Consider the following 25,718-nt stretch of genomic DNA (forward strand, 5'->3'; position numbering starts at 1 on the left):
TCGTCGCTGCCGGGCACGGTCAACGTGTTCTCCGAGGTGGTCCAGGTGCGGGTGGCGGCGACCCGGTTGGACGGACGCCCGCTCAGGCGGAATCAGCCGGCGGGCTCGCCGAACCAGCGGGCGAGGTGGGCGTCCAGATCCCGCTGATCGTCGCCGATCCACGCGACGTGGCCGTCGGGGCGCAGCAGGACGCACGGGACGTCCAGCGCCGCGGTGGGATCGGCGAGGTGGTCGACCCGGTCCGACCAGCCGCTGGTGGTCAGGCGTCCGGTGCGGTCCAGCAGCAGGCCGCGGCCGCGGTGCAGCAGGTCGTAGAGACGGCCCTGTTCCACGTCGATGTCACGCAGGCGGCGGCCGACCAGGTCGGGGCCTTCCCCGAAGTCGTAGCGGACGCCGACCGCGGCGATCTTCTCGATCAGATGTCGGTTCACCTCGTTGAAGTCCATCAGTTCGGTGAGCAGCCTGCGCACGGCCCGCGGACCCGGCTCGTCGGACAGCAGCTCCGTCTGGGCGCGGGTGTTGTCCAGCACGTCCTCGGCGACCGGATGGCGCTCGGCCTCGTAGGTGTCCAGCAGCGTCTCCGGCGCCCAGCCGCGGATCTGCGCGGCCAGCTTCCAGCCGAGGTTGAACGCGTCCTGAACGCCCAGGTTGAGGCCCTGACCGCCGATGGGCGGGTGGATGTGCGCCGCGTCGCCGGCCAGCAGCACCCGCCCGGCCCGGTAACGCTCGGCCAGCCGGGTGGCGTCCCCGAAGCGGGACATCCAGCGCGGGGAGTGCACGCCGAAATCGGTTCCGGCGACGGCGCGCAGCGCTTGTTCGAAATCCTGGAGGGTGGGCGGTTCCGCGCGGTCGCCGACCCCCTCGGCGGGGACCAGGACGCTGTAGACCCCTCCACCGAACGGCCGGAGCCAGAACCGCCGATGGGTCTCGCGGAGTCCGGCCATCGTGGCGGAGATCTCCTCCTGCGGCACGCCGACCTCCATCTCGCCCATCAGCGTGTCGTTCCGCGAGGGCTCACCGGGGAAGCCGACGCCGAGCAGCCCGCGCACCGTGCTGCGCGCGCCGTCGCAGCCGACGAGGTAGCGCGACCGCAGCCGTTCCCCGCCGGCCAGCTCGACGGTCACACCCTCGTCGTCCTGGTCGAGACCGGTCACCGCGCATCCGTGCCGGACCCGCGCGCCCAGTCCGATCGCGTGCTCTTCGAGCAGGCGGACGATGACCGGCTGCGGAATCCCCAGCAGATAGGCGTACGCGGAGTCCAGGCCCTCGGGCACGGGCTTGTCGATGGCGGCGAAGAAACCGCCGGCCGGACGCCGTCTCCCGTGCGGGAGGAGACGGTCCAGCAGTCCGCGCATCGCCAGCAGCTCGAGGCTGCGGATGTGCAGGCTGACGATGCGGACGAACGACGCGGGCTCGGTCTCCTTCTCCAGGACGAGCACCCGTACGTCGTGCAGCCGCAGTTCGGCGGCGAGCATCGCACCGGTCGGCCCGCACCCGGCGATGATCACGTCGAACACGGGGGGCGTGCGGTCGGCACCGGAGGCCGACGGGCGGAGTACGGGGGCGTCGTGCCCGGCCGTGCCGTCCGACGACGGCCCGGCGGTGAAGCGCGGAGGGTTCACAGGTGTTGCCTTTCGGGAGTGCCTGGTCATCGAGGCGCTCCCGGCGACACCTACGTCGATCGCCCGACCGCGACGGGAAGGGAGAGCACCCACATCGATACAGCGTTCATGGGTCTCACCTCCTGGGGCGGTGTCACGGTCGAGGGAAAGCTACAAGCCCGGACGTCGTGCCGTCCAGCCGTTTTCCCGGCCGCGTGATCACGACTCCGGCGGCCCGGCCGCACCGGTTCCACGGCGGCGCCGCCGTACCGGCCGGGGTGTCGTCAGGACCCGTGCGGCCGGGTACACGCGATCGAGTTCGCCCGGTCCGGAGGTGACCCTGCCGCCCGGTGGGGAGACGGCCGCTCAGATCGGTCAACGGCGCACCCGATAGCGCAGGTGAAGCACCCGGTCGCCCTGAATCACCACGTCAGGATCCTCCAGCAGGTGCTGCGCGTCGATCGGCCCGAAGTAGCGCTTTCCGGACCCGAACACGACGGGTACGACGTCCATGCGCACCTCGTCGACCAGGCCCGCGGCGAGTACCTGGCCACCGACGTCGCCGGCGGCGACCTCGACGATGCGGTCACCCGCGAGCTCCTGCGCCTTGGCCATGGCCGCCTCGACACCGCCGGCGAAGTGAAACGGCGCCTCGGGGTCCCAGCCCTCGGGCATCGGCCGGTGCGACACGACGACCACGTGGTCGATGCCGCCCGGAGGCTTCCCGTCCCAGCCGTCCGTCATGTCGAAGACGTGGCGGCCGACGATCGTGACGCCGATCCGGTCCCAGTACGGCCGGGTGTGGTCGTAGGACGTCTGCGACACCTTCAGCGCGCCGCTGTCGTCCAGCGGGACGTCACCGCCGGACAACCAGTCGAACAGCGGTCCGGGCTGGTCGTTCTCGTCCGCGACGAAGCCGTCCACCGACACCGAGCCGTACATGACCACCTTGCCCACGGGGCATCTCCTCTGCTTCGGGGTGCCCCAAATTAGCGTGTCGTGAGCTGTCGCTCTTGTAAGAAATCAATCGGCCGGCAGCGGCCAGCCGTCCAGCGCGTGACCGGGATGTTCGCGCAGGAACCGCCGCCGGACCTCGACGTACCGGGTCGGCGTGAGCCCGGTGAACGCCCGGAACTCGTGGCCGAAGTGGGCCTGGTCGAAGTAGCCCGCGCCACCGGCGAGGTCGCCCCAGTCGATCGGTCCGGCGGGGTCGATCGCGAACACGGTGGCGGCGAAGCGGTAGGTGCGGGCCAGCCGCTTCGGCGTGACGCCGATGAGCTCCTTGAACCGCCGTGTCAGATGAGTGCCGCTGACACCGGCCGCCACGCTCAGGCCGCCGATCGCCACCGCCCCGGCGGCCGCCGCGATGACACCGCTCGTACGGCGGACCAGCCCCAGGCCGGCGGTCTCGCACAGCCGTCGCATCAGCTCCTCCTCGAGCAGCGTCAGCATCTCGTGCGGACCGGCCGCCGTGGCCAGCCGGTCTCGCAGCTCGGCGACGGCGGGCCGGCCCCAGACCTGCTCCACCGTCACCGGCCGGTCACACAGCTCGGCCGCGGGCATCGGCAGGAACGGCGCCGGCCCCCACGGCTTGAAGTGCACGCCGACGGACCGGGTCTCCGGCGGATAGCCGAACTCGAAGGCGCGGGTGGGCATGGTGATCACGCAGCCGTCGGCGTACCCGGCCGTCTCGATCTCGGTGCCGGCGCGGATGCGGAACGGCGCCCCGAGGTTGACGACGAGCAACGCCGACGGTCCCGGCGGCAGCGTCAGCCGGGCGTACGGCGGTGCGCCCTCCAGGTAGTAAAGGTCGTCGATCAGCCCGTCCAGCGGCGGTCGCGGCACTCTGGACACGTATTCCACGCCCACAGTATCGCCGACGTCCCCGGGCGAACCTGATCGCGTGCACCTGGCCGCGTGAGTCTCACCGACGTCCCCGGTTCCACGGCGGCGCCGGTTCCACGGCGGCGCCGGTTCCACGGCGGCGCCGGTTCCACGGCGGCGCCGGTTCCACGGCGGCGCCTCAGGAGGAGCCGGCGGGGTTAGCGTGGTGGGCGACCGGCTCGCCGCGCAGGTAGCGGGCGACGTCGTCGGCGACGATCCGCGCCGCCTTGGCCGCCGTCTCCTTGCTGGCCCCCGCCAGATGCGGGGTCATCACCAGGTTGGGCGTGGTCAGCAGGCGGGACCCCTCGGGGATGGGCTCGGTGGGGAAGACGTCCACCGCGGCGCCGAACAGGTGGCCGGAGTCCAGGGCGTCGCACAGGGCGTCGTAGTCGAGCAGCGCGCCCCGGGCGCAGTTGACCAGCACCGACCCGGCGGGCATCAGCGCGATCCGCTCCGCGTCGATCATGCCGGTGGTCTCCGGGGTGACCCGGGCGTGCAGGGACACGAAGCGGGAGCGGCCGAGCAGCTCCTCCAGCCCCACCTGGCCGGGAACCCCGGTGACGTAGGGGTCGTACACCAGCACCTCGGCGCCGAACCCCTCCAGCATGCGGGCCACCCGGCTGCCGATCGCGCCGTAGCCGACCAGGCCGACCGTGCCGCCCTCCAGCTCCGGGCCGACCTGGTCGTACACGTAGTAGTCGCCCCGCCACACGCCCCGGGCGAGGTCGGCGTTGGTCTGCGGGATGCGGCGGGTGGCGGCCAGCAGCATGGCCAGCGTGTGCTCGGCGGTGGCGACCGCGTTGCGGCCGGGTGCGAACGTGACGGTCACCCCGGCCTCGGTGGCGGCCTGGAGGTTGGCGTTGACCGGGCCGCCCCGGCTGACGCAGAACAGCCTCAGGTCGGGGCAGGCGGCGAGGACCCGCTTGGTCAGCGGGGCCATCTGGGTCACGCAGACCTCCACGCCGCGCAGCGCCTCGATCAGCTCCTCCTCCACGTCGGACGCCTCGTCGACCTCGCCCACCGGCCCGAACGGCACGACCGGCCACGGCAGGGTCAGCTCACGGATGTCGGCGTCCCCGGGGACCACCCTCCGGAGCGCGTCCACCAGGAGGTCGCTGCGCACGAAGTGGTCACCGGCGGCAAGGATTCGGACGGTCAACGAACGGCTCCGATCGGAGAGTTGAACTGCAGGATCGCGACCTGCCCGCCGTCGAGGCGAAGCTCGGTGACGGCGCAGTTGTCCAGGCGCGGGAAGAGCCGCCGGTAGGAACCGAGCGGCACCCCGATGAGCCCGCACAGGGCGAGCCTGATGACGGTCGTGTGGGCGACGGCCAGCACCCGCCCGCCGGGGTGGGCGGCGGCGATGTCGCGCAGGGCGGCGGTGAACCGGTCCGCGGCCTCCGCGGGGTCCTCGCCGCCGGGCAGCGGGCAGGCGGCCGGGTCGGCCTCGAAGGCGGCGCGGGCCTCGGGGAAGCGCTCGTGCATCTCCGCGGAGGTCAGCCCCTCGCCGCGGCCGAAATCGAGCTCGCGCAGCCGGGCGTCCGTCCGCGGCTCGACGCCCGCCGCCTCGGCGCTCGCCTCGGCGGTGATCCGGGCCCGGCTCAGCGTGGACGTCCAGACGGCGGACAGCCCGGCCTCGGCCGACCAGGCGGCCAGCCGTCCGGCCTGCTCGTGGCCGCGCGGGGTCAGCTCGACGTCGGTGACGCCGGCGTAGCGGTTCTCGGCGTGCCAGACGGTCTCGCCGTGGCGGGCCAGTACGAGCCGGGTCATCGGGTGCTCCTCTTCCGGGCGTGGGCGGCGGCCTCCGGGGGCAGCCAGCCGCGGTTCTCCAGTTCGGCGACGAACCGCAGGTAGTGCTCGCTCAGGTTTTCGCCGCCGGGTTCGACGACCTCGCGGGTGCGGATCATCCGGGCCGCGGAGGCGGGTCCGGCGGCGAGTACGGCCATGCCGAGCGCGGGCTCGGCGTTCTCCCGCAGGGTCACCGGCCGGCCCAGCACGGCGGCCCTGACGCGGTTCCAGTAGGCGCTGCGGGTCGCGCCGCCGGTCAGCACGATCTCACCGTCCACCGGGGCGCCGAGCAGGTCGAGGTAGTCGAAGCAGAGCCGCTCGATGTAGGCGGCGCCGCGCAGGATCGCGGCGTAGCGGTCGACGTCGTCGCCGGGGTGGCCGAGGGTGAAGCCCTCCGCCTCCGGCGCGGAGAACGGGAACCGCTCGCCCCGGGAGACCAGCGGGTAGACGGTGGCGGACGGGTCGGCGGGAGGGCCGGCGGACGGGCCGGTGGAGGCGCCGGTGGATTCGAAGCGTCCGGCGGCCAGCCGGCTGAGCGCGTCGAGGTCGCGTCCGGCCAGGTCGCGGGCCAGCACGCCCGCGCCGGTGCTGGACGCGCCGCCCGGCAGCCACGAGCCGTCCGGGGCGCGGTGGGAGTAGACGACGCCCAGCGGGTCGTGGACCAGCTCCCGGGTGACGCCCTTGAGCACCAGCGTGGTGCCCATCACCGAGTTCCAGCTGCCGGGCGTGAGGGCGCCCGCGCCGAGCTGGGCCGCGCACCCGTCGGTGGTCCCGGCGACCACCGGCGTGCCCGCCGGGATGCCGGTGGCCTCGGCGGCCTCCGCGCAGACCTCGCCGAGCACGGTGCCGGGCCGTACGACGCCGGGCAGCACGGAGGCGGGGACGCCGAGGGCGTCCAGGACGTCGGACGGCCAGCGCTCGTCGATCAGGTCCACGCCCGTCTTCAGCGCGTTGCTCAGGTCGGTGGCGACCGGCTGGCCCGTCAGGCGGCGGTTGACGAAGTCGTTCTGGTGCGCCAGGCGCGCCCCGGCCGGGGCGTCGCGCAGCAGCCACAGCAGCTTGGGCAGCGCCCAGCCGGCCTGCATGCGGCGGTAGCCGAGCCGGTCCCACACGTGCGCGCCGGCGTCGTTGACCCGGTCGACCTCGCCGGCCGCGCGCCGGTCGTCGTACATCAGCCCGGGGGTGAGCGGCCGGCCGTCGCCGCCGGTGAGCAGGATCGTGCCGGAGGTGGCGTCCACCGCCACACCGCCGACGGGTCCCGGTGGCACGTCGCGCATCGCCTCGCGGGCGGCGGCGGCCAGCCCCTCCCACCACTCCTCGGGGTCCTGCTCGTGCCGGGGGCCGTCACGGCGGCTGGTCAGCGGCCTGCTCGCCGCGCCGAGAACCCGGCCGTCCCCGGTGACGGCCATCACGCGCACGCTCTGCGTGCCGAGATCCACGCCGATCCAGGTGCTCATGAGCGGCTCCGGGTCTCGGCGAGCAGCGGCCAGGACCGGGCGGCGGTGTCACGCAACGCGAGGAAGTCCCGGTAGAGCGTCTCGTAGGAGCCGGGCCGCGGCCGTACGGCGTCGCGCAGCCGCACGTGGCGCCCGGCCGCCTCCTCCAGGTCGGCGGCGGCGCCGGTCGCGGTCAGGCCGACCAGGAAGGCGCCGCGGGCGCCGACCTCGGCGTCGGCCGGCCGCAGCACCGGCAGGCCGGTGACGTCGGCGATCATCCGCAGCCACAGGTCGCTCGCCGAGCCGCCGCCGCACACCCGCAGCTCCCGCACGCCGGGGCCGAAGGCGTCCAGGCAGTCGCGGACGACGAACGTGAGGCCCTCGAACACGGCGCGGGCGATGTGCTCGCGGTCGTGGTCGAACGACATGCCCAGGAAGGAGCCCCGGGCGAGCGGGTCGCAGAACGGCGCCCGTTCCCCGGCCGGGGACAGGTAGGGCAGGAACGCCAGGCCGCCCGCGCCCGGCGGGCTCGCCGCGGCCAGCTCGCCGAGGGCGGCCGGGCCGGGCAGCCCGAGCAGGCGGCAGACCCAGTTGATCACCTCGACCCCGGCGAAGGTGGGGAAGGCCCGCAGGTAGCCGCCGGGGGCCGCGATCGTGATGCCTACGGCGGGGCCGTCCAGGTCGGGTTCGGCGACGATGGTCTCGGTGCACAGCGTGGTGCCCAGGATGCTGCACGCCCGGCCCTCGCCCACCGCGCCCGCTCCGACGGCGGTGGAGACGATGTCGTAGGGGGCCATCACGACCGGGGTCCCGGCGGGCAGGCCCAGCGACGCGGCGGCGGACGCGGTGAGCGGGGCGACGCGGTGCGCGTCGCCGCGCGGTTCGGGCAGCAGCCGCGCGGCCCACTCCAGGCCGAACGACGCCAGCAGCTCGGGGGAGTAGGCGCGGGCGCGCAGGTCCATGAACGGCGCCGAGGCGTCGGACTCGTCGGCGGCGACCTCCCCGGTCAGCCGGGAGAAGATCCATCCGCCGCAGGTCAGCAGGGCCGCCGAGCGTTCCAGCCGCTCGGGGTCGTGCTCCCGCAGCCAGGTGAGGATCGCGTGCGGCAGCCCCGAGGCGGCGGCGGAGCCGTTGACGCGGAAGGCTCGCTCGGCCGCGCCGGAGCGGTTCCAGGCGTCCACCGTGGCCGCGGCCCGGCCGTCGTTCCACAGGATCGCCGGCCCGGTCGGCTCGCCGTCGGGCCCGACGAGCCAGGCGCCGTCGCCCTGGGCGGTGACCGCGACGAAGTCGACGGCGCCGGCCGAGGCGCCGGTGAGGCGGCCGGCGACCGCGCGCACCGTGTGCGCGACCGCTGCCCAGACCGTGTTCATGTCCTGTTCGGCGTGGCCGGGCGCGGGCCGGGACACGCCGGTCTCCTGCCGGGCGATCGCGATCTCCGCACCAGCGTCGTCGTAGCCGACCGCCTTGACCACCGTGGTGCCGGCGTCGACGCAGATGGCCGCCATCAGGCCCGCCCGTGGGAGGTCCGGGACCTGCGCGCGACCGAGTCGACGACCACGGCCAGCAGCAGCACCACGCCCGTCACGACGAACCGGATGGAGGAGTCGAGGTTCAGCAGCGTCAGGCCGCTGGAGATCGACTGGATGACGATCATGCCGAGCAGCGCGCCGAACGCGGTGCCGCGCCCGCCGAACAGGCTCGTCCCGCCGATCACGGCGGCGGCGATGGCGTTGAGGTTCACGTCGCCGGCGCCGCTGCTCTGGTTGGCGGCGGCCAGCCGGGCGGCGGCGAGGATGCCGCCCACCGCGGCGAAGGAGGAGCACAGCACGAACGCCGAGGTGTAGACGGCCCGGACGTTGATGCCGGCCCGCCGTGCCGCCTCGACGTTGCCGCCGACGGCGTAGACCGACCTGCCCCACTTCGTACGTGACAGCAGGTAGTGCATGACCAGTACCAGCGCGACGAACAGGACGAACATCCAGCCGACGCCGCGGGTCCGCCCGAGGTACCAGACCACGAACGCCAGCACGACCAGCAGCGCGAGGCTCCGTACGGCCAGCATGGAGGTGGTCTTGGAGGACAGGCCCGCCAGGCGGCGCTCCCGGGCGTGCAGGTAGCCGGTGGCGAACAGCCAGGCCGCGGCGACGACCGCGAAGACGTACGACAGCCACTGCGGCACGAAGGCCAGCTGCGCGAAGTTCACCAGGGCCGAGTCGAACGGCAGGTTGATCGACCCCTTGGTGCCCAGCACGTACAGCTGGAGGCCGAGGAAGGCCAGCAGGCCGGCCAGCGTGATGACGAAGCTCGGCACCCCGAAGCGGTTGAACAGCTGGGCGTACACCCAGCCGATCGCCGCGCTCATCGCGACCGCCGCCAGGACGGCCGCCCAGAGCGGCAGCCCTCTGCCGACGAACAGCACCGCCAGCACCGCGCCGGACAGGCCGCTGACCGAGCCGACCGACAGGTCGATCTGCCCGACCAGCAGCACGCACACGATGCCGAGCGCGATGACGCCGACCGCGGCCGACTCCAGCGTGAGGTTGACCAGGTTGGTGCTGGACAGGAAGACCGGGTTGAGGATCTGCAGCACGGCCCAGATCACGACGAGACCGACCAGGACCGGGATCACGCCGAGATCGCCGCCGCGGGCCCGCTCGATCATGTCGGTGAGCGCGCCGCGCAGCCCCTCGCGGCTCCGTAACCGCTCGTCCTGGCGGTCGGTGGCGAGCGTGGTGGTCATGAGAGCCCCTCCTTGCGGCGCGCCCGGCGCTGCGACACCGCGTTGTCGGCGGCGCCGGTGATGGCGGCGATGATGTCCTCGACCGAGACGTCGTCCACGTCGAACACCCCGTTGTTGCGGCCCAGCCGCAGCACGGCCACGGTGTCGGCGACCGCCTTCACGTCCGCCATGTTGTGGCTGATCATGATGACGCCCAGGCCGTTCTCCCGGAGCCGCTCGACGAGGTTGAGCACCTCGGCCGTCTGCGCGACGCCCAGGGCCGCGGTCGGCTCGTCGAGAATGATGATCTTCGGGTCGCCGAGCAGCGACCTGGCGATCGCGACGGTCTGCCGCTGGCCGCCCGACAGCGACGCCACCGGCACCCGGACGCTGGGGATCTTCGCCGACAGCTGGCGGAGCAGCTCCCACGAGCGCGTCTCCATCGCCACGTCGTTCAGCCGGAGCGGGCGGATCTCCTGCCCCAGGAAGAGGTTCTGGATCACATTGAGGTTCTCGCACAGCGCGAGGTCCTGGAAGACGGTGGCGATGCCGAGCCGGTGGGCGGCCGCCGGGCTCGGGATGCCGACCGTCTTCGCGTCGAAGGTGATCGTGCCCGAGTCCGGCGGGTGCACACCCGACAGGATCTTCACCAGCGTCGACTTGCCGGCGCCGTTGTCCCCGACGACGGCCACGACCTGACCCGCCGCCACATCGAGGTCGATGCCGGTGAGCGCGGCGACCGCGCCGAAGGTCTTGCTGATCCCGCGCAGGGACAGGACGCTGTCTGCTTGCTGGGTGGCGGACAAAGGGGCTCCTGGAGATCTACTTGATGCCGAGCTCGGCGCATCCCTTGGCGTACTCGCCCGTGCACGCCTCGGACGCCTTCATGATTCCGCTCTGGAACAGCACCTCGTTGATGTTGTCCTTGGTCACGACCGTGGGGGTGAACAGCTCCGAAGGCGTGTCGTAGAGCTTGGTCTTGCCCGCGGGCTTCTCGCCCCTCGCGAACCGGTAGGCCGCGTCGGCCGCGGCCTCGGCCACGATCTTGATGGGCTTGGAGATCGTGTTGTACTGGTCGCCGGAGATGATGCGCTGGGCGGCGGCCAGCTCGGCGTCGTTGCCGGTGACCGGGGGGACCTTCACGCCCGCCGCCTTGAACGCGGCGATCGAACCGCCGCCGGTGCCGTCGTTGGCCGCCACCACGCCCGCGATCTCGTCGCGGAACCTGGTGATCTGGCCGCTCACCCAGGTCTGGGCCTTCTCCGGCTGCCAGTCGGGGGTGTCGTACTCGGCGAGCAGCTTGAAGCCGCTCGGGTCGACCGCGCCGTGGACGCCCTTCTTGATCAGGCCGGCGGCGGCGTCCGTGGGGGAGCCGTTCACCTGGAGGATCCCGCCCTCGGCCTTCTCCTCCTTGAGGTGGTCGACCAGGGACTGAGCGATCATCGAGCCGATCTTCTCGTTGTCGAACGAGATGTAGTAGTCGGCCGGGGTGGTGGGGATCGGCCGGTCGTAGGCGATGACCGGCACGTTCTGCGCCTGCGCCGACTTGACGATGGTCGCGGCGGCGGCCGAGTCGACGGGGTCGATCACGATGGCCTTGACGCCCTGGGCCAGCGCCGAGTTGGCCTGCTGCTGTTGCTTGGAGGCGTCGGAGTCGGCGTTCTGGTAGATGACCGTGCAGCCCGCGCACAGCTGCTTCATCTTCGCCTCGAACAGCGGCTTGTCGGCCAGTTCGTACCGGGTGGAGGCGAGGTCGGGCATGAGGAAGGCCACCTTGGCGTTCTCCGCGCTCCCGTCGCCGCCGGCGCCGCCGTCCGCTCCGCCGGAGCCGGAACCGCAGGCGGTGAGCGCCGCGCCCGCGATGACCGCCACCGCGGCGAACGTCGTTGTCCGCATCTGAGCTTTCTTCACGGCTTCTTCCCTTGCTCGCTGTGTCCTCGCGCAGCGGATCCGCTCCGCGATCCCCGAGGCCGGGCATGGTCCGCTACGCGCGGTCATGCGCCATGGCCGAACACGCTAGCGTGTGCTCGGAATATTTGTCCAGCAAAAGTGTTCAGGGATTTTCCAGACCCGTGACCTGGTGCTGACGCGCGAACAGCGACCGGGGACCTCCCCTCACGGGACGAGGGTTCCGGGCGCGGGGGCCGCGGGGACGGGGCGCGCGGGAACGGCCCGCCGGGCGGTGCCGTACGGTGGGTGTGCCGTACGCCGGCGGTGCGGTGCGGTATGGCGGGCGGTGCGGTGTGGCGGGTGTGCCGTGCGCGGGTGGTGTCCTGTGGCGGGCGGCGCCGTACGGCGGGCCGCGGGGCGGGCGTCCGCCTCCGCCGGTGGCCCGCTCTCCCGTCGGCGGATCACCGTCAGCGGGTCGCCGACAGCAGGCTCTCCGCCGTCAGGGCGTCGGTGACGAGCTGGTTGAAGTAGCCGCCCCTGGCCCCGGCGACGATCGACAGGACCTTCTCCGGCCCGACCGCCACCGCGATGGAGACGGGGATGCGGCGCAGCTGCTCCAGGCTGGTCGCCACCAGCCGCTCGCTGCCCGGGTAGCCGACGGGCTCGCCGTCGCGGTCGTAGAAGCGCGAGCACACGTCCCCGACGGCGTCGCGCAGGCTGCCGGCGTGGCGGGGCACGAAGGCCGGCACGACCTGGCGCGTCAGCGGCGGCGAGCCGACGCCGACGATCACGCACCTGGCGTGCGCCCACAGGTCCATGACCCTGCGCACCGACGGCTCGTGCTGCAGGGAGTAGAACAGCTCGGGACCCGGCTGGGCGGGCGCGTACAGGTAACTGGGCACGCCCCCGACCCGCTCGGCCAGCAGGCGGGTCGTCTCGTTCGTCTGGAACCAGGGCTGGGGGTCCTCCTGGCCGCCCACGGCCGGGGCGATCGTGACCCCGGGGAACCGCCCCAGGCTCTCCCTCGCGCACTCGTAGACCGTGCTGCCGGAGGAGACCAGCAGCACGTCGCCGGACTCCAGGCCCGCCGCGGCCAGTGCCCTGGCCAGGCCCGGGGCCAGCCACGGGCCCAGCGCCGGGCCGCCGACCCTGGGCACCAGGAAGACGCGCGCCAGGCCCAGCGCGGTGGCCACCTCGGCGGCCAGCGGGCCCTCCTCCAGCGCCGCCGGCCGGTGCACCCGGATCTCCACGATGCCGTGCCGGCGCGCCTCGGTCAGCAGCCGGCTCACCGTGGCCCGGCTGACGCCCAGCCGCTTGGCGATGTCGGCCTGAGTGGCCTCCTCGAGGTAGTACTGCGACGCCGCCGCGTACATCAGCTCCCGGGGGAACCGGGCCTGTGCCTCCGGTACGGCGTCGGCGGCGTTCATGGGCGGGCTCCCCCTCATTTTCTGAACATATGTGCTGAACAGATGCGCATTGACTATACCCGCGCCCTCTCCAAGGGAAAGGCTAGCGATCCCGGGCGCGGCCCGGCGATCAGTGCGACGCGGTACGGAGCCTGGCCGAGGCGTCGCGCAGGTAGTCGATGAAGGAGCGCAGCGCCGGGTTGGGGTTGGTCGGGCGGGCCGCCGCGCCGATCCTGCGGTAGAGCCGGGGCCCGTCCAGCCGGCACACCTGGACGCCGGGGGCGCCCCGCGCCCCGAGGCTGGGCACCAGCGCGACCCCGAGCCCGGCCCGCACCAGCCCGAGCGTGACCTCGTAGTGGTCGCTACGGCAGCGGATCATCGGGCTGAACCCCTCCAGCGCGCTGGCCCGCTCCAGCACCGAGACCGGGGTTCCGGTGCCGTAGGTGGTGATCCACGGCTCGCCGGCCAGGTCGGCGAGTCGTACCCGCTGCGACTTGCCCGCGGGGTGGCCGGGCGGCACGACCAGCAGCTGCGGCTCGTCGAACAGGTGGGTGACCTCGACCCCCTCCGGCGGCTTCCACGGGTCGAGCGCGTGCTCGAAGACCACCAGCACGTCGAGCGCGCCGCGCTCCAGGTCGGGCAGCAGCTCGTGGGGCTGGCCGAGCACCAGGTCCAGCTCCACGGCCGGGTGGCGGGCGGTGAAGGCCGACAGCGCCAGAGGCAGCAGCCGGTACCCCGCCGAGGCGAAGAACCCGATCCGCAGCTGTCCGGCGTCGGCCCTGGCCTGCGCCAGCAGGTCCTTCTCCGCGGCCTCGATGATGTCGAGCACCTCCTGGGCGCGGGTCGCCAGCCGCCGGCCCGCCGCGGTCAGCCGCAGGCTCTGGGCGCCCCGCTCGACCAGCCCCACCCCGGCCTCCTCCTCCAGCCGGGACAGCTGGTGGGAGACGGCCGAGGGCGAGAGCCGCAGGACGCGCGCGGCCCCGGCGATGCTCCCGGTCCGGAAGACCTCCAGCAGGACGCGGAGGCGGTGACTGCTCAACACCGCCCCAGTATGGGGTAATTGTCCGCAGATGAGGGAGTCGGTACGGTCACCGGCCCGGGAGTTCCCCGAGGTCCCGCCGCCTGCCGCCGGTTCCGCCGGATGACGGGCGGACATCCCTCGGCCCTTCCACGGACCTTTGACGGGCCTTCCTCGGACCTTTCGTGGACCTTCCGCGGGCATTTCACGGACATTCCGTGGACGGCCGGATGGCGGGCCGGTCAGGCGTCCGGGACGGCGGTCACGGCCGGACGGGCGGGGCACTCCGGGTGATCCGGGTGGCCGAGGCGTTCGGGGTGCTCGGGGTGGCCGGGGCGCTCAGGACACTCGGGGTGTTCGGTCCGCTCCGGAAGCCGGGTGCGTTCGGGGTGCTTCGGGTGTTCGGGATGTCCGGGACGCTCCGGAAGCTCAGGGCGTTCGGGCCGCTCAGGGCGCTCGGGACGTCCGGGGTCCTCCGAAAGCTCGGGCTGCTCGGGCTGCTCGGGGTGTTCGGGTCGTTCCTGGCGGGACGCCAGATCGACGACCCGCCCGCCGGTGCCCGTGGCGCACAGCGCGGCGGCGAACAGGATGATCTGGTTGAGGACCTTGAGGAAGACCAGCATCCCGACGGCGCCCGCGACGACCTGGTAGGCGGGGTTGGCCGCGGTGATCTCCAGGTAGAACTGGCCGATGGTCTTGAGGATCTCCAGCCCGGCGGTGGCGAACAGCGCGGGCCCCAGCACCCGGCCGAGCGGCAGCCGCAGCCGGGGCGTCACGGTGAGCAGGGCGGCGGCCAGCAGCGTGTTCACCGCCAGGCCGAGCACGAACGAGGCCGCCGGCGGCAGCCACCGCGTCACGTCGTCGGTGACGCCCACGGTGTGCAGGAACACCCAGTTCAGCAGCGACTCGGCGGCGAAGGACACCGCCAGGGAGATCGACAGCAGCAGCCCCAGCCCGGCCAGCACGCCCAGGTCGATCACCTGGCGCAGGAAGTAGGCGCCCGGGTACTCCTCCAGCCGCCAGACCGCCCGGATCGCAGAGCGCATGCTGTCCACCCAGAACAGCCCGGTCAGCGGCAGGCCCACGAAGGCGATCGCCCCGGCCGTGCTCCGGGCGTCGCGCAGCGCCGCCACGTCCAGGCGGGGGAAGTTCTCGCTCAGGAAGACCTGCACCGTGGTGATGACCTTGGGGTCGTCCAGCACGTGCCCGATGATCGAGAAGCCCAGCAGCCCGAGTGCGAACACCGCGAAGAACGAGTAGTAGGTGAGAGCTGCCGACAACCGCCCGCCGTCCGCCTGGTCGTACCGCACCCCGGCGCGCACCAGGTGGTCCAGCCAGCCGTGGCGGCGGCGGGCCCGCGCCCAGAACGCCGCCACCCACCCGGCGAATCCCGTGACCGTCATGGCCGGGCCACTACCCGGCACCCGCCGCTCTACCGCCCTCCGGCGCCCCGGCCTGCCGGAACCACCGTGGAGCCCACACAACCCACACAGTGCACATGGTGCACGGAGTCCCCGGAGTCCACAAGGTCCCCAGGGCCTGCGGAGCCCGGCGGGGGAGGGGCGACGGAGTCGGGCCGGCGGTCCCGCCTGCGATGCCGGCCCGCCGCGGGGCGGGACCGCCGCCTGGTCAGCAGGAACGTCGCGACGAGGAGTACGGCCAGCAGCCCGGCGACCGGCGCCGTCTCCGGCGGCATGCCGTACGGTCCGGTGCCGAAGGCCAGGGACGAGGCGCCGGGGCCGGGCGCCGGGCGCACCTCGATCCGGGTGGCCTCGGAGAGCGCCCCCGCCCCGTCCGCCGGGCGCGCGCCCGCCAGGTTCTCCCTGACCTTGCGCGGCAGGCCGTAGCCGACGACCTTGCTCTCGTCGCGGGTCTTGCGCTTCAGCCGGGAGCCGTCGACGTTCGCCTCGATCGTGTGGATCGTTCCACCGTCCACGCGCTCGACCACGCCCACGTGGTCGATGCCGCCGATGTCCCGGCCGCCGGACCAGTCGAAGAAGACCAGCGCCCCGGGCTCGGGGGTGCCCGACCACGCGCCGTGCGTGGCGAACCAGCGGGCGTGGGAGGGGGTCCAGGCGAACAGGCCGACATAGTCGGCGACACCGGCCTTCGCCGCGGCCCAGGAGATGAACATGTCGCACCAGGGCGCCGTCTCGTACTCGGCGTCCCGGACGACGTTGGCCGAGTACCACCGGCCGAACACGGTGGGCTGTCCGTCGCGCTGCCGATATCCGAGCTCCGGCGCCATGGTCTTCAGCAGCGCGTCACCGATCGGATCCAAGGCCGTCAGCCACCCCGTCCGCGTGTCCTCCGCCCTTCCGCGAAGGGTGGGCGCCGTCCGACAAGCCGGACTGTATTCCGTACGACGCGAAGAAGATGGCCTTTTCCGATAAAAGGGGGCTTTATCTGGCGCTTTGATGCCGGATCCGCCGAATCGCGGGAACGGCCGGCGTTCCCGGCCTATCATGCCCGTCCGGCCCGGGAGCCTCCCGAGCCGGACAAACTAGACGAGCTGGACGAGCTGGACGAGCTGGGCGGACCGGGTGCGGCCTCAGATCAGGCCGAGCGCCAGCATCGCGTCCGCGACCTGCTTGAACCCGCCGATGTTGGCCCCCGCCACGTAATCGCCCGGCATGCCGTACTCGTCGGCGGTCTCCAGGCAGCGGGCGTGGATGTCACGCATGATCTCCCGCAGGCGCTGCTCGGAGAACTCGAAGGTCCAGGAGTCGCGGCTGGCGTTCTGCTGCATCTCCAGCGCGCTGGTGGCCACGCCGCCCGCGTTGGCCGCCTTGCCCGGGCCGAACGCCACCCCCGCCTCCTGGAACACCCGGATCCCCTCCGGGGCGGTGGGCATGTTGGCGCCCTCGCCCACCGCGATGCAGCCGCCCCGCACCAGGGCCTCGGCGTCGCGGGCGGTGATCTCGTTCTGGGTGGCCGACGGCATCGCCACCTCGCACGGCACCTCCCACACGGGACGGCCGGAGACGAAGGACACCCCGTCGCCGCGGCGCTCGGCGTAGACGTTCAGCCGCCTGCGCTCGACGTCCTTGACCTGCTTGAGCAGCCCGAGGTCGATGCCCTTCTCGTCGAGGATGTATCCCGAGGAGTCGGAGCAGGCGACCACCACGCCGCCGAGCTGCTCCACCTTCTCGATCGTGTAGAGGGCGACGTTGCCGGACCCGGACACCACGACGCGCCGGCCGTCGAACGACGTGCCGCGCGCCCTCAGCATCTCCTCCACGAAGAAAGCGCAGCCGTAGCCGGTCGCCTCGGTCCGCACCTGCGCGCCGCCGTAGCTGAGCCCCTTGCCGGTGATCACTCCGGACTCGTAGCGGTTGGTGATCCGCTTGTACTGGCCGAACAGGTAGCCGACCTCGCGCTGCCCGACCCCGATGTCACCGGCCGGGACGTCGGTGTACTCGCCGATGTGGCGGTAGAGCTCGGTCATGAAGCTCTGGCAGAAGCGCATCACCTCGCGCGCGGAGCGGCCCTTGGGGTCGAAGTCGGAGCCCCCCTTGCCGCCGCCGATGGGCAGGCCGGTCAGCGCGTTCTTGAATATCTGCTCGAAGCCGAGGAACTTCACGATGCCGAGGTAGACCGAGGGGTGGAAGCGCAGGCCGCCCTTGTAGGGGCCCAGCGCGCTGTTGAACTCCACCCGGAAACCCCGGTTGATCTGCACCTCGCCCCGGTCGTCCTCCCACGGCACGCGGAAGATGATCTGCCGCTCCGGCTCGCATATACGCTCAATGATCTTGGAATCGGCGTACTCGGGGTGTTTGGCGAGGACCGGTCCGATGCTCTCCAGCACCTCGCGGACGGCCTGGTGGAACTCGATCTCACCCGGGTTGCGGCTCAGAACGTTGTCGTAGATCGAGGCCAGTCTCTCGTGCAGCATCCTCGTCCCCTCGTGTCGGCAGCGATCGAAGTGATCTCCGCCCAGAGTAGGCGACGCGGATCCGCGGATCCCCGGAGGCCCGGGCGGGTCCCCTCGCGGGGCGCGCCCATGCGGGCCGGCCGCCCCGGACGGAGGGTCCGGAGCGGTCGGCCCCGCCCCGGGGAAGCCGGCCGGCCACCGGTCAGCGGCCGGGGGAGGGCCAGGCGTTGGGGCGGCAGCCGTACAGCGACTTCGTCTGCTGGAGCATCACCGGGGCCCGCCGGCCACGTCCGGGGCACGGCGTGTGGCCGTGGCCGAGGCCGTGGCCCACCTCGTGGTTGACGACGTACTCCCGGTAGGTGGCGACGTCGCGCCCGTAGCCCCGCACGCCCTGGTTCCACCGCATGGCGTTGATCACCGCGCGCTTGCCGTTCCAGCAGGACAGCAGGCCGTTGGTGATCATCGGCCGGCACTGCCGGTCGGTCATCCCGGGACTGGACAGCGACACCCGGATCTCCACCGGCCCGCGCGTCACGCGCCTGAACCGGAAACCCCAGCTCCGAGGGTCGTTCAGCGTACGGTGCACGGCCTCGGCGAACTCCCGCCCGTCGAACGGCAGGCCGCGCTCGACCTCGACGATGTAGCGGATCACCCGTCCCTTGCCGCCCGCAGGCGGCTCGGCCCCGCCGCCCACGACGGAGTAGCGGCCGCCCGCCGAGGCGGGCACCTTCATCCGCTGCGGCTGCCGGCGGCCGTTGGCCAGCAGGAAGGGGCGTTCCGCTCCGGGGGACGAGCTCGGCGAGGCCGTGGGCGCGGGAGGCGGGGTGGGGGTCACCGGCGCCGGGGGCAGGGCCTCGGGCGTGGCGGTCGTGTCCGAGACCGGTTCAAGGCGACCGCTCAGCAGGGTGGCGCCGCCGGCCAGCAGCGTCGCCGAGATGGCGAGGGCGAGGAGGCCCACAAAGGGTCTGCGGTCATAAAATTGTACCTTCCTGGACATAGGCCGTAAACCTTATTACCTCCGGCCGTCACTGATCAGCCGGGAGGCCCTCACGGACTCCCGGGATCCTCGGGACCCTCGGCCGCCGGATGTCCGGCGGATGTCCGGCGGGCGGTCGCTGGAGGGCCGTGGGATGTCCGCCGGGCGGCCGCTGGAGGACTGCCGGAGGGCCCGCCTCCGTCGCCCGGCCGGGCGGATCCCGCCTCCCGGCCCGTTCCGCCTCCCGGCGCCCCGTGCCGCCTCCCGGTGTCCCGGCCCGGTTCCTGGGTACCGCCAGGCTGACTGGGTAACGCCAGGCGGACGGTCATGGAAGCGGGTCTCCGCCGGCGTGTGGCGGGTGAGCCCGGTGCAGGCCGACGGGCAGGGAGACGGCGGATCCGGGATGCGGATCCGATGGAAAGGAGTACGCCGTGCAGCACTACGACGCGGCGATCATCGGTGGCGGGCCGGCCGGGCTGACGGCCGCCATGACGCTGAGCCGCTCGGTGCGCCGGGTGGCGGTCCTGGAGACGAGGCGGCCGCCGCGCAACGCCCCGTCCAGGGGAGTGCACGGCATCGTCGGTCTCGACGGCCTCACCCCCGACGAGTACCGGCACCGCGCCTGGGCCGATCTGACGCGGTACGGCATGGCCGACATGTACGAGGCCACCGTGACCGACGTGGTGCCCGATCCCGCGGGAGGCTTCACCGTCCTGTCCGACCGCCGCGACCCGCTGTGGGCGGGCCAGGTCCTCCTCTCCACCGGGGTGATCGACGTCCGTCCCGACGTGGAGGGGTTCGACGAGTGCTGGGGCAGGACGGTCATCCACTGCCCGTTCTGCGTCGGCTGGGAGAACCGGGGCCGCACCTGGGGGGTGGTCACCTCCGACCCCGGCTTCGCCAGGACGGCCGCCGCCGGGTTCTCGGCCTGGAGCCACGACGTGATCGTCCTGGCCGACGGCGCCCTGCCCGAGCCGGTCCCCGAGGCCAGGGTCGTCGAGGGCGGGATCCGCAGGCTCCACCACACCGGCGGCATGCTGCGCGCGGTCGAACTGGAGGACGGCACGCTCGTCGAGCGGCAGACGCTGCTGTGGCAGCCCGGCCAGCGGCCCGTCCCGCTGGTCGCACGCCTCGTCGAACGGCTGGGCCTGGTGCTCGGCGGCGACGGCTACGTCAAGACCGACGAGTGCCGCCGCACCGACGTGCCCGGCCTGTACGCCGCCGGAGACCTCACCACCGACTCCCAGGCCGCGATCGAGTCGGCCGCCGCCGGGTCGATCGCCGCCTTCACGATGATCTCCGACGCCTGCGGGGCCTGGGCGGTGGAGCCCGCAGAGGCGTCCTGACCCGTCCCGGACGGGACCGTGCGCCACCCGCCTCCCGGAGAACCGGGGCGCCCCGGCGGATCGCCGCATCCCGGCCCGTGCTCACCCGGTTCACCCGGTTCACCCGGCCGCGACACCCCCGTCCCGGCCGGCGAGGCGGCCGGGCGTCAACGGCCGGGTGTCAGCGGGCGACGGACCAGCCGTGGATCCTGCCGAGGGCGGCGGCGACGAGGGCGAAGCGTGCCGAGTCGAGGACGGCCCCCTCGCGGCGGATGTCGTCCTCGTCCAGCGCGAAGACGCGGTCCAGCCGCAGGTAGGAGACCCGGCCGTCGCGGTCCCAGGGGCCCGCGCCCAGTTCCAGCCACTCGCGGGGGTCGTCGTCGCCGTGGCTGGACAGCATCATCGCCAGCAGGCGGCGCCGGTGGCGGCCGACGACCAGCAGCGGCCGGTCCTTGCCCCGGGCCGGGTCCTCCTCGTAGGGGACCCAGGCCCACACGATCTCACCCGGGTCGGCCAGGCCGTCCAGGTCGGGGGAGTAGTCGAGGGTCGCCGTCCGGTCCACGCCGTAGACCTCGCGGACCGCCCCCCGGGCCGGCCGCGGGTCCTCACCGAGATCACGCATCCGGACATCTTATTGATCCCGCTCCCGGCGGGATCACCGGGGGCGGGAGCGGAGGGCGGCACGGCCGGAACCGCCGGGACCGGCCGCGCCGCGCGGCCTCGCGGAGCGTCACGTCCGTCCGGAACGGGCCGGGCCGGAACAGGCCGGGCGGGAACCGTGCCGGAACGGGCGGGACGGTCAGGAGGCCAGCCCGCGGACGGCCTCGGCGACGGGGACCTCGCCGCCGACGAGCTCCACGATGTGGCGGTGCGGCCCCGGGGAGTCGAGCAGCTCCACGATCACCGCGGCGACGTCGTCACGCGGCACCCGCCCGTGCGGCACCGGCGGGTGCGACAGCATGACCCGGCCGGTGCCCGGGTCGTCGGTCAGCGTCCCGGGACGCAGGATCGTCCAGTCGAGGTCGCGGCGCCTCTCCAGGTCGTTCTCCGCGGCGGTCTTCGCGTCGATGTACGCCGCCCAGACCTCGTCGCTGCCCGGCTGGGGCGGCTGCCCGGCCCCCATCGAGGAGATCTGGACGAGGCGGCGGACCCCGGCGCGCTCGGCGGCCTCGGCCAGCAGGACCGCGGCCGCCCGGTCGACGGTGTCCTTGCGCGGCACGCCGCTGCCCGCCCCGGCCCCGGCGGCGAACACCGCGGCGTCCGCCCCGGCGAGGAGGGCGGCCACCTCCTCCACCCCGGCCTTCTCCAGGTCGCACACGACGGGCTCGGCCCCCGTCTCGCGGATGTCGTCCTCCTGCGCCGGATCACGGATCAGGCTGACGACCTCGTCTCCCCGGCCGGCGAGCAGCCGCCCCAGCCGCAGCCCGATCTTCCCGTGGCCGCCGGCGATGACCGTACGCATATGAGCCTCCTTGGACACACGTCATGGAAATACGGCTCGTCGTACCCCGGAGGACGCTCCTGTCACCGTCCGGAGGACTCCGGGTCGTAGGGGTCGTAGGGGCTGCGCCCGGCCCGGATCGCCGCGACCAGCCGCGCTGTGTGCTCCTGCGCGGCCCGGTGCAGGCCGGGACCGAAGCTGACGCGGGCGACCCCGAGCCCGGCCAGCTCGGCCAGCGACGGCGTGCCGGGACGGAACAGGACGTTGACCGGGCCGCCGATCCCCTCCACCAGCGCGCCGATGTCGGCGGGCTCGGTCGCGAAGATCGGGTAGACGCAGTCGGCGCCGGCCGCCAGGTACTCGCGGCCCCGCCGTACGGCCTCGGCGAGCCGTTCGGCGGGGGAGCCGGAGCCGTGGTGGTAGACGTCGGTCCGCGCGTTGATCACCAGGTCCACGCCCGCGGCGGAGGCGGCGGAGCGGACCGCCGCCAGGAAGGCGGCCTGTTCGGCGGCGTCGGCCATCTCGCCGGTGCGCGGGTCGGAGTCCTCCAGGTTGCAGCCGGCCGCGCCGGTCGCGGCGAGCCGTTCCACCAGCTCCGCGGGCGCCAGGCCGTAGCCGCGCTCCAGGTCGGCGGTGACCGGGACGGCCACCGCGCGGGCGATCCTGGCGACCGCGGCCAGCATCTCCTCCGCCGGGGCCTCCTCCCCGTCGTCGTACCCGAGCACCGGGGCGACCGCGGCGCTGCCGGTGGCGACGGCCGGGAACCCCGCCGCCTCCACGATGCGGGCAGAGGCGGCGTCCCAGACGTTGGGCAGCACCAGAGGGTCTCCCGGCACGTGCAGCGCGCGCAGCGCCGCGGCCCCGCCGGGGGAGGGCCGGTCGTTCTTCGCGTCGTCGGCGATGGTCATGATCCGACCCTAGAGGGCCGGAGGGGCCTGGCCCGAGAGCCGATTCCGTGTCATCCGACCGGGCCATTCCCATCCTGCGGTCACGACCGGTCCAGCACGGCCCGCACGCCGGGCTCGACGGCCGCGCGGAAGGCGGCGTCCAGCTCGGCGGGCGAGGCGGCGGTGTCACCGTCCACCCACGCCCGCAGCAGTCCCATGAACGCGCCGGTCACGCAGACCACCAGCAGGTCGAGCGCGGCCGACGCCCGCGCGCCCGCGGCGAGGAGCTCCTCCCTGACGAGATCGGCGAGCAGCCGCTCCGCACGCGCGTGCACCGGACCGCCGCCGCGCCGCCCCAGCAGCGCACGTACGAGCCGCTCCTGCTCGCGCACGTGCTCCAGCACCGGCAGGCTGAACGCGAACAGCCCGCCCGTCCCGCCGGCCGGGGCGGGGCGCAGGAAGGCCAGCTCCTCCAGGTTGCCGAGCAGCACGTCCTGCTTGTCGGTGAAGTGGGCGTAGAACGTGGAACGGCCCACGTCGGCGCGGTCGATGATGTCGGTGACGGTCACCGCCTCGTAGCCCTTCTCCAGGATCAGCGCCACCAGCGCCTCCTGCACCATGCGGCGTGTCCGCCGCACCCGCCGGTCTCCGGACATTTCCCCGCCCCCTGTTCGGTACGGCACGACACGGCCGATCTGTTCGTTGACCCGCCCACCTTTGTGAACGCATCATTCATAACCGTACAGATCGTTCGGCAATCGAGGGACTACGCCATGGGGCTGGGAAAGCTGCTGCACAACCATGAGGAGCACGCCGACGCGGGCGGGACCATCGACCGTCCGCGGGCCTACGAGCTCTTCGGCTCGATCGGGTTCCTCGGCGGCCGCCGCGCCGCCTTCACCCGCGTGGCCGCCGCGGCCCGGCCGCGCGCCGGGGACCGCGTCCTGGACGTCGGCTGCGGCACCGGCTACCTGAGCCGCATCCTCTCCCCGGTCGTCACGCCGGACGGCCACGTCACCGGCCTCGACCCGTCGCCCGCGATGATCGGGTACGCCGCCCGGCGGGCCCCGGCCAACTGCGCCTACACCGTGGGCGAAGGGCAGGACCTGCCGTTCCCGGACGGCTCCTTCGACCTGGTCGTCTCCAGCCTGGCCGTGCACCACATCCCCGCCGGGGCCCGGCCCGAAGCGCTGCGGCAGATGTTCCGGGTGCTGCGGCCGGGCGGGCGGCTGCTCATCGCCGAGTTCCGCCCACCGGCCGGCCCCCTGGCCCGGCGCCTCGTCGGCGCGCTGTCCGGCCCGGCCATGCGTCACGACCCCCGTGACCTGCTCGGCGCCCTGGTCCAGGACGCGGGCTTCAAGGTGGAGTCCGAAGGCGACCTGCCGTACCTGCTGTACCACGTCCGCGCCACCCGGCCGTAGCCCGGCGGCCCCGCCGCCGGACGGCGGCTCCGGACAGCACGAGACCCCCGGCGCCCTCGCCGTGGGCCGGGGGTCTCGCGTCAGATCGTCGGATCAGGCGCTCTTGCGGCGCTGGGCGCGCAGGATCGCCAGGCGCTCGTTGAGCACCTCCTCAAGGTCCTCGATCGTGCGACGCTCCAGCAGCATGTCCCAGTGCGTCCGCGGCGGCTTGGCCTTCTTGGCCTCCGGAAGCTCACCGTCCACCCGCAGGGCGTTCGCACCGCACATGCGGCATTCCCACGTCGCCGGGATCTCGGCCTCGGCGGCGAGAGGAACGTCGAATCGATGGCCCTTCGGGCAAATGTAGGACACCTCCTGGCGCGGAGCCAGATCGGTGTTGCGGTCGTTCTCGTAGCTGGTCGCTCCGAGTCGGGTACCGCGTAGCGCACGCTCGCCCATGTCTCAATGCCTCCTGAGGGCCCCGTCGTGAGGGGTTTGTCTCCCACGGCGTACAACGCTTGATACCGTGTGTGGATTCCCACACATGGGGAGATCCAATCGCGCGTTCCTTGCCGGGTCTGCGATGCGCTTTTGGGAAGATGTCTCAGATGCGCTCGGGCACCTGGTTGCCGGCCTCGCGGATCGCCCGGGGCAGGTTCACCGCGGCGAGCAGGACGAAGCCCACGATGAAGAAGACGACCAGCGAGACGATGCCGATCCGGTAGCTGTCGGTGAGCTGCAGCGCCAGGCCCAGGGTGAACGACCCGAGGAACGTCGAGCCCTTGTCGCTGATCTCGTACAGGCTGTAGTACTCCGCCTCCTTGCCCGCCGGGATCACGTGCGAGAAAAGCGACCGCGACAGGGCCTGCGTGCCGCCCATCACGATCGCGATGGCGAAACCGAGCGCGAAGAACGGCAGGGCCGCCCCCTTGGGCAGGAAGTACGCCACGGCCACCACGCCGGTCCAGGCGACCAGCGCGCCCAGCACGACGCGCTTGGCGCCGTAGGAGGCGGCCAGCCGGCCGAGCAGCAGCGCGCCGCCGAACGCGACGAACTGCACCATCAGGATCGCCCCGATCCGCACGGTCTGGCCCAGCCCGAGCTCCTTGTCGGCGTAGGTGGCCGAGAAGGAGATGACGGTCTGCACGCCGTCGTTGTAGATCAGGTAGGCCACCAGGAACGCCAGCGACAGCGGGTAGCGGCGCAGCTCCACGATCGTACGGCCGAGCTGGCGGAACGTGCCGGTGACGGCCCGGCCCACCCCCTCGGCGCCCCGGGCGAGCGCGCGCCGGTTGCGCAGCCGCAGCATCGGGATGACCGTGAACCCGCCCCACCACAGACCCGCCGACGCCAGCGCCAGCCGTACGGCGTCGCCCTCCGACACGCCGAAGGACTTGTGGTAGAGGAACAGGCCCAGGTGGACGGCGAGTAGCAGGCCGCCGCCGAGGTAACCGAAACCCCAGCCCATGGCGGAGACCCGGTCGCGTTCGTCCGGCGCGGCGATCTCCGGCAGGAACGAGTTGTAGACGACGAACGCCGCTGAGAACGAGACGCTGGCCACCACGTACAGCGCGCCGCCCAGCAGGTAGCGGTCACCCGACAGGAACCAGAAGCAGACGGTGGCCGCGGCGCCGAGGTAGGCGAACAGGCCCATGATCTCCCGCTTGCGGCCGGTGTGGTCGGCCAGGGCCCCGGCGACGGGCATCAGGAAGATCTGCAGGACCGCCGAGAAGCCCACCACGAAGGAGTAGTAGGCGCTGGGCCGCACGTCGAACCAGAGCACGTCCACGTACGGCCGGCCCGCGGCGGCGGTCTCGGCGATCGTCGTCAGGTACGGGCCCAGGAAGACGGTCAGGACCGTGGTGGGGAAGGCGGAGTTCGCCCAGTCGTAGAAGTACCAGCCGCGTTGCTCGCGCCGGCGGCTCGGGGACGGGGAAAGGTCCTCGGTGACCTTCTCGGTGGTCATGACGGTCCTCGGTTCACTGGGGGGAGGCTGGGACTGGAGGAGCGAGGGAGGCCGGGCGGACGGGCGGGTCGTCCGGCCGGGCCGGCGGAGGCGGGGCGGGCCGGACG

General features: G+C 73.1%; 24 protein-coding genes. 2 read left to right on the forward strand and 22 right to left on the reverse strand.

What is annotated here, in order from left to right; translation table 11 throughout:
• Positions 1-92 precede the first annotated feature (92 nt).
• The 16 genes from rox to AB0D67_RS32095 form a co-directional block, all read right to left on the reverse strand.
• A complete protein-coding gene (gene rox, locus AB0D67_RS32020; RefSeq protein ID WP_362944414.1) occupies positions 93-1,517 on the reverse strand; it encodes a rifampin monooxygenase in 1,425 nt (474 codons plus the stop codon).
• 459 nt (positions 1,518-1,976) lie between these two features.
• A complete protein-coding gene (locus AB0D67_RS32025) occupies positions 1,977-2,558 on the reverse strand; it encodes a dihydrofolate reductase family protein (protein WP_362944325.1) in 582 nt (193 codons plus the stop codon).
• 66 nt (positions 2,559-2,624) lie between these two features.
• On the reverse strand, positions 2,625-3,464 hold the full coding sequence (locus AB0D67_RS32030) for a helix-turn-helix domain-containing protein (RefSeq protein ID WP_362944327.1): 840 nt from the start codon (positions 3,462-3,464) through the stop codon (positions 2,625-2,627).
• Between the two features lie 160 nt (positions 3,465-3,624).
• On the reverse strand, positions 3,625-4,644 hold the full coding sequence (locus tag AB0D67_RS32035; protein WP_362944329.1) for a 2-hydroxyacid dehydrogenase: 1,020 nt from the start codon (positions 4,642-4,644) through the stop codon (positions 3,625-3,627).
• Positions 4,641-5,255, reverse strand: a complete 615-nt coding sequence (locus AB0D67_RS32040) for a histidine phosphatase family protein (protein ID WP_362944331.1) — start codon at positions 5,253-5,255, stop codon at positions 4,641-4,643. Before AB0D67_RS32040 ends, AB0D67_RS32035 begins: the two co-directional genes overlap by 4 nt.
• Entirely contained in the window at positions 5,252-6,730 is a 1,479-nt protein-coding gene (locus tag AB0D67_RS32045; protein WP_362944333.1) for an FGGY family carbohydrate kinase, read from the reverse strand. Before AB0D67_RS32045 ends, AB0D67_RS32040 begins: the two co-directional genes overlap by 4 nt.
• Positions 6,727-8,214 carry an FGGY-family carbohydrate kinase gene (locus AB0D67_RS32050; RefSeq protein WP_362944335.1) on the reverse strand — a complete coding sequence of 496 codons (1,488 nt, stop codon included), beginning with the start codon at positions 8,212-8,214 and terminating at the stop codon, positions 6,727-6,729. Before AB0D67_RS32050 ends, AB0D67_RS32045 begins: the two co-directional genes overlap by 4 nt.
• Positions 8,214-9,449: a sugar ABC transporter permease gene (locus tag AB0D67_RS32055; RefSeq protein ID WP_362944337.1), complete on the reverse strand. Its 1,236-nt coding sequence runs from the start codon at positions 9,447-9,449 to the stop codon at positions 8,214-8,216. The genes AB0D67_RS32050 and AB0D67_RS32055 overlap by 1 nt, the downstream gene beginning before the upstream one ends.
• Entirely contained in the window at positions 9,446-10,234 is a 789-nt protein-coding gene (locus tag AB0D67_RS32060) for an ATP-binding cassette domain-containing protein (protein ID WP_362944339.1), read from the reverse strand. Before AB0D67_RS32060 ends, AB0D67_RS32055 begins: the two co-directional genes overlap by 4 nt.
• A 16-nt stretch (positions 10,235-10,250) precedes the next feature.
• Positions 10,251-11,324, reverse strand: a complete 1,074-nt coding sequence (locus AB0D67_RS32065) for a sugar ABC transporter substrate-binding protein (RefSeq protein ID WP_362944341.1) — start codon at positions 11,322-11,324, stop codon at positions 10,251-10,253.
• 461 nt (positions 11,325-11,785) lie between these two features.
• Entirely contained in the window at positions 11,786-12,745 is a 960-nt protein-coding gene (locus AB0D67_RS32070; protein WP_362944343.1) for a sugar-binding domain-containing protein, read from the reverse strand.
• Between the two features lie 109 nt (positions 12,746-12,854).
• A complete protein-coding gene (locus AB0D67_RS32075; RefSeq protein WP_362944345.1) occupies positions 12,855-13,766 on the reverse strand; it encodes a LysR substrate-binding domain-containing protein in 912 nt (303 codons plus the stop codon).
• Positions 13,767-13,984: 218 nt separating this feature from the next.
• Positions 13,985-15,145 carry a YhjD/YihY/BrkB family envelope integrity protein gene (locus AB0D67_RS32080; protein WP_362944347.1) on the reverse strand — a complete coding sequence of 387 codons (1,161 nt, stop codon included), beginning with the start codon at positions 15,143-15,145 and terminating at the stop codon, positions 13,985-13,987.
• A gap of 29 nt (positions 15,146-15,174) precedes the next feature.
• A complete protein-coding gene (locus AB0D67_RS32085) occupies positions 15,175-16,023 on the reverse strand; it encodes a CHAP domain-containing protein (protein WP_362944349.1) in 849 nt (282 codons plus the stop codon).
• A gap of 270 nt (positions 16,024-16,293) precedes the next feature.
• Complete coding sequence (gene gdhA, locus AB0D67_RS32090) at positions 16,294-17,637, reverse strand: NADP-specific glutamate dehydrogenase (protein WP_362944351.1); 1,344 nt, start codon at positions 17,635-17,637, stop codon at positions 16,294-16,296.
• A gap of 181 nt (positions 17,638-17,818) precedes the next feature.
• Complete coding sequence (locus AB0D67_RS32095) at positions 17,819-18,574, reverse strand: DUF3152 domain-containing protein (protein ID WP_362944354.1); 756 nt, start codon at positions 18,572-18,574, stop codon at positions 17,819-17,821.
• 449 nt (positions 18,575-19,023) lie between these two features.
• Between AB0D67_RS32095 and AB0D67_RS32100 the strand changes: the two genes are divergently transcribed.
• Positions 19,024-19,938, forward strand: coding sequence for an NAD(P)/FAD-dependent oxidoreductase (locus AB0D67_RS32100; protein ID WP_362944356.1), 915 nt, complete (start codon positions 19,024-19,026; stop codon positions 19,936-19,938).
• Between the two features lie 160 nt (positions 19,939-20,098).
• Here the strand turns inward: AB0D67_RS32100 and AB0D67_RS32105 are convergent, their stop codons facing one another.
• The 4 genes from AB0D67_RS32105 to AB0D67_RS32120 all read right to left on the reverse strand — a co-directional run bounded on the left by AB0D67_RS32105 (position 20,099) and on the right by AB0D67_RS32120 (position 22,883).
• The gene (locus AB0D67_RS32105) at positions 20,099-20,539 is read right to left on the reverse strand and encodes a type II toxin-antitoxin system PemK/MazF family toxin (RefSeq protein WP_362944358.1); all 441 of its coding nucleotides are present in this window, start codon (positions 20,537-20,539) and stop codon (positions 20,099-20,101) included.
• Positions 20,540-20,716: 177 nt separating this feature from the next.
• A complete protein-coding gene (locus tag AB0D67_RS32110; RefSeq protein WP_362944360.1) occupies positions 20,717-21,379 on the reverse strand; it encodes an NAD(P)H-binding protein in 663 nt (220 codons plus the stop codon).
• A gap of 62 nt (positions 21,380-21,441) precedes the next feature.
• Positions 21,442-22,266 carry an isocitrate lyase/phosphoenolpyruvate mutase family protein gene (locus AB0D67_RS32115; protein ID WP_362944362.1) on the reverse strand — a complete coding sequence of 275 codons (825 nt, stop codon included), beginning with the start codon at positions 22,264-22,266 and terminating at the stop codon, positions 21,442-21,444.
• Positions 22,267-22,346: 80 nt separating this feature from the next.
• Positions 22,347-22,883 carry a helix-turn-helix domain-containing protein gene (locus AB0D67_RS32120; protein WP_362944364.1) on the reverse strand — a complete coding sequence of 179 codons (537 nt, stop codon included), beginning with the start codon at positions 22,881-22,883 and terminating at the stop codon, positions 22,347-22,349.
• A gap of 135 nt (positions 22,884-23,018) precedes the next feature.
• On the opposite strand from AB0D67_RS32120, the gene AB0D67_RS32125 reads away from it, so the two are divergent.
• The gene (locus AB0D67_RS32125) at positions 23,019-23,666 is read left to right on the forward strand and encodes a class I SAM-dependent methyltransferase (RefSeq protein WP_362944367.1); all 648 of its coding nucleotides are present in this window, start codon (positions 23,019-23,021) and stop codon (positions 23,664-23,666) included.
• 93 nt (positions 23,667-23,759) lie between these two features.
• Here the strand turns inward: AB0D67_RS32125 and AB0D67_RS32130 are convergent, their stop codons facing one another.
• Both AB0D67_RS32130 and AB0D67_RS32135 read right to left on the reverse strand, forming a co-directional pair.
• Positions 23,760-24,104 carry an RNA polymerase-binding protein RbpA gene (locus AB0D67_RS32130; protein WP_179828419.1) on the reverse strand — a complete coding sequence of 115 codons (345 nt, stop codon included), beginning with the start codon at positions 24,102-24,104 and terminating at the stop codon, positions 23,760-23,762.
• 145 nt (positions 24,105-24,249) lie between these two features.
• Complete coding sequence (locus AB0D67_RS32135; RefSeq protein WP_362944369.1) at positions 24,250-25,611, reverse strand: MFS transporter; 1,362 nt, start codon at positions 25,609-25,611, stop codon at positions 24,250-24,252.
• Positions 25,612-25,718 lie beyond the last annotated feature (107 nt).

It is taken from the genome of Streptosporangium sp. NPDC048047 (assembly GCF_040653115.1).
GTDB lineage: Bacteria > Actinomycetota > Actinomycetes > Streptosporangiales > Streptosporangiaceae > Streptosporangium.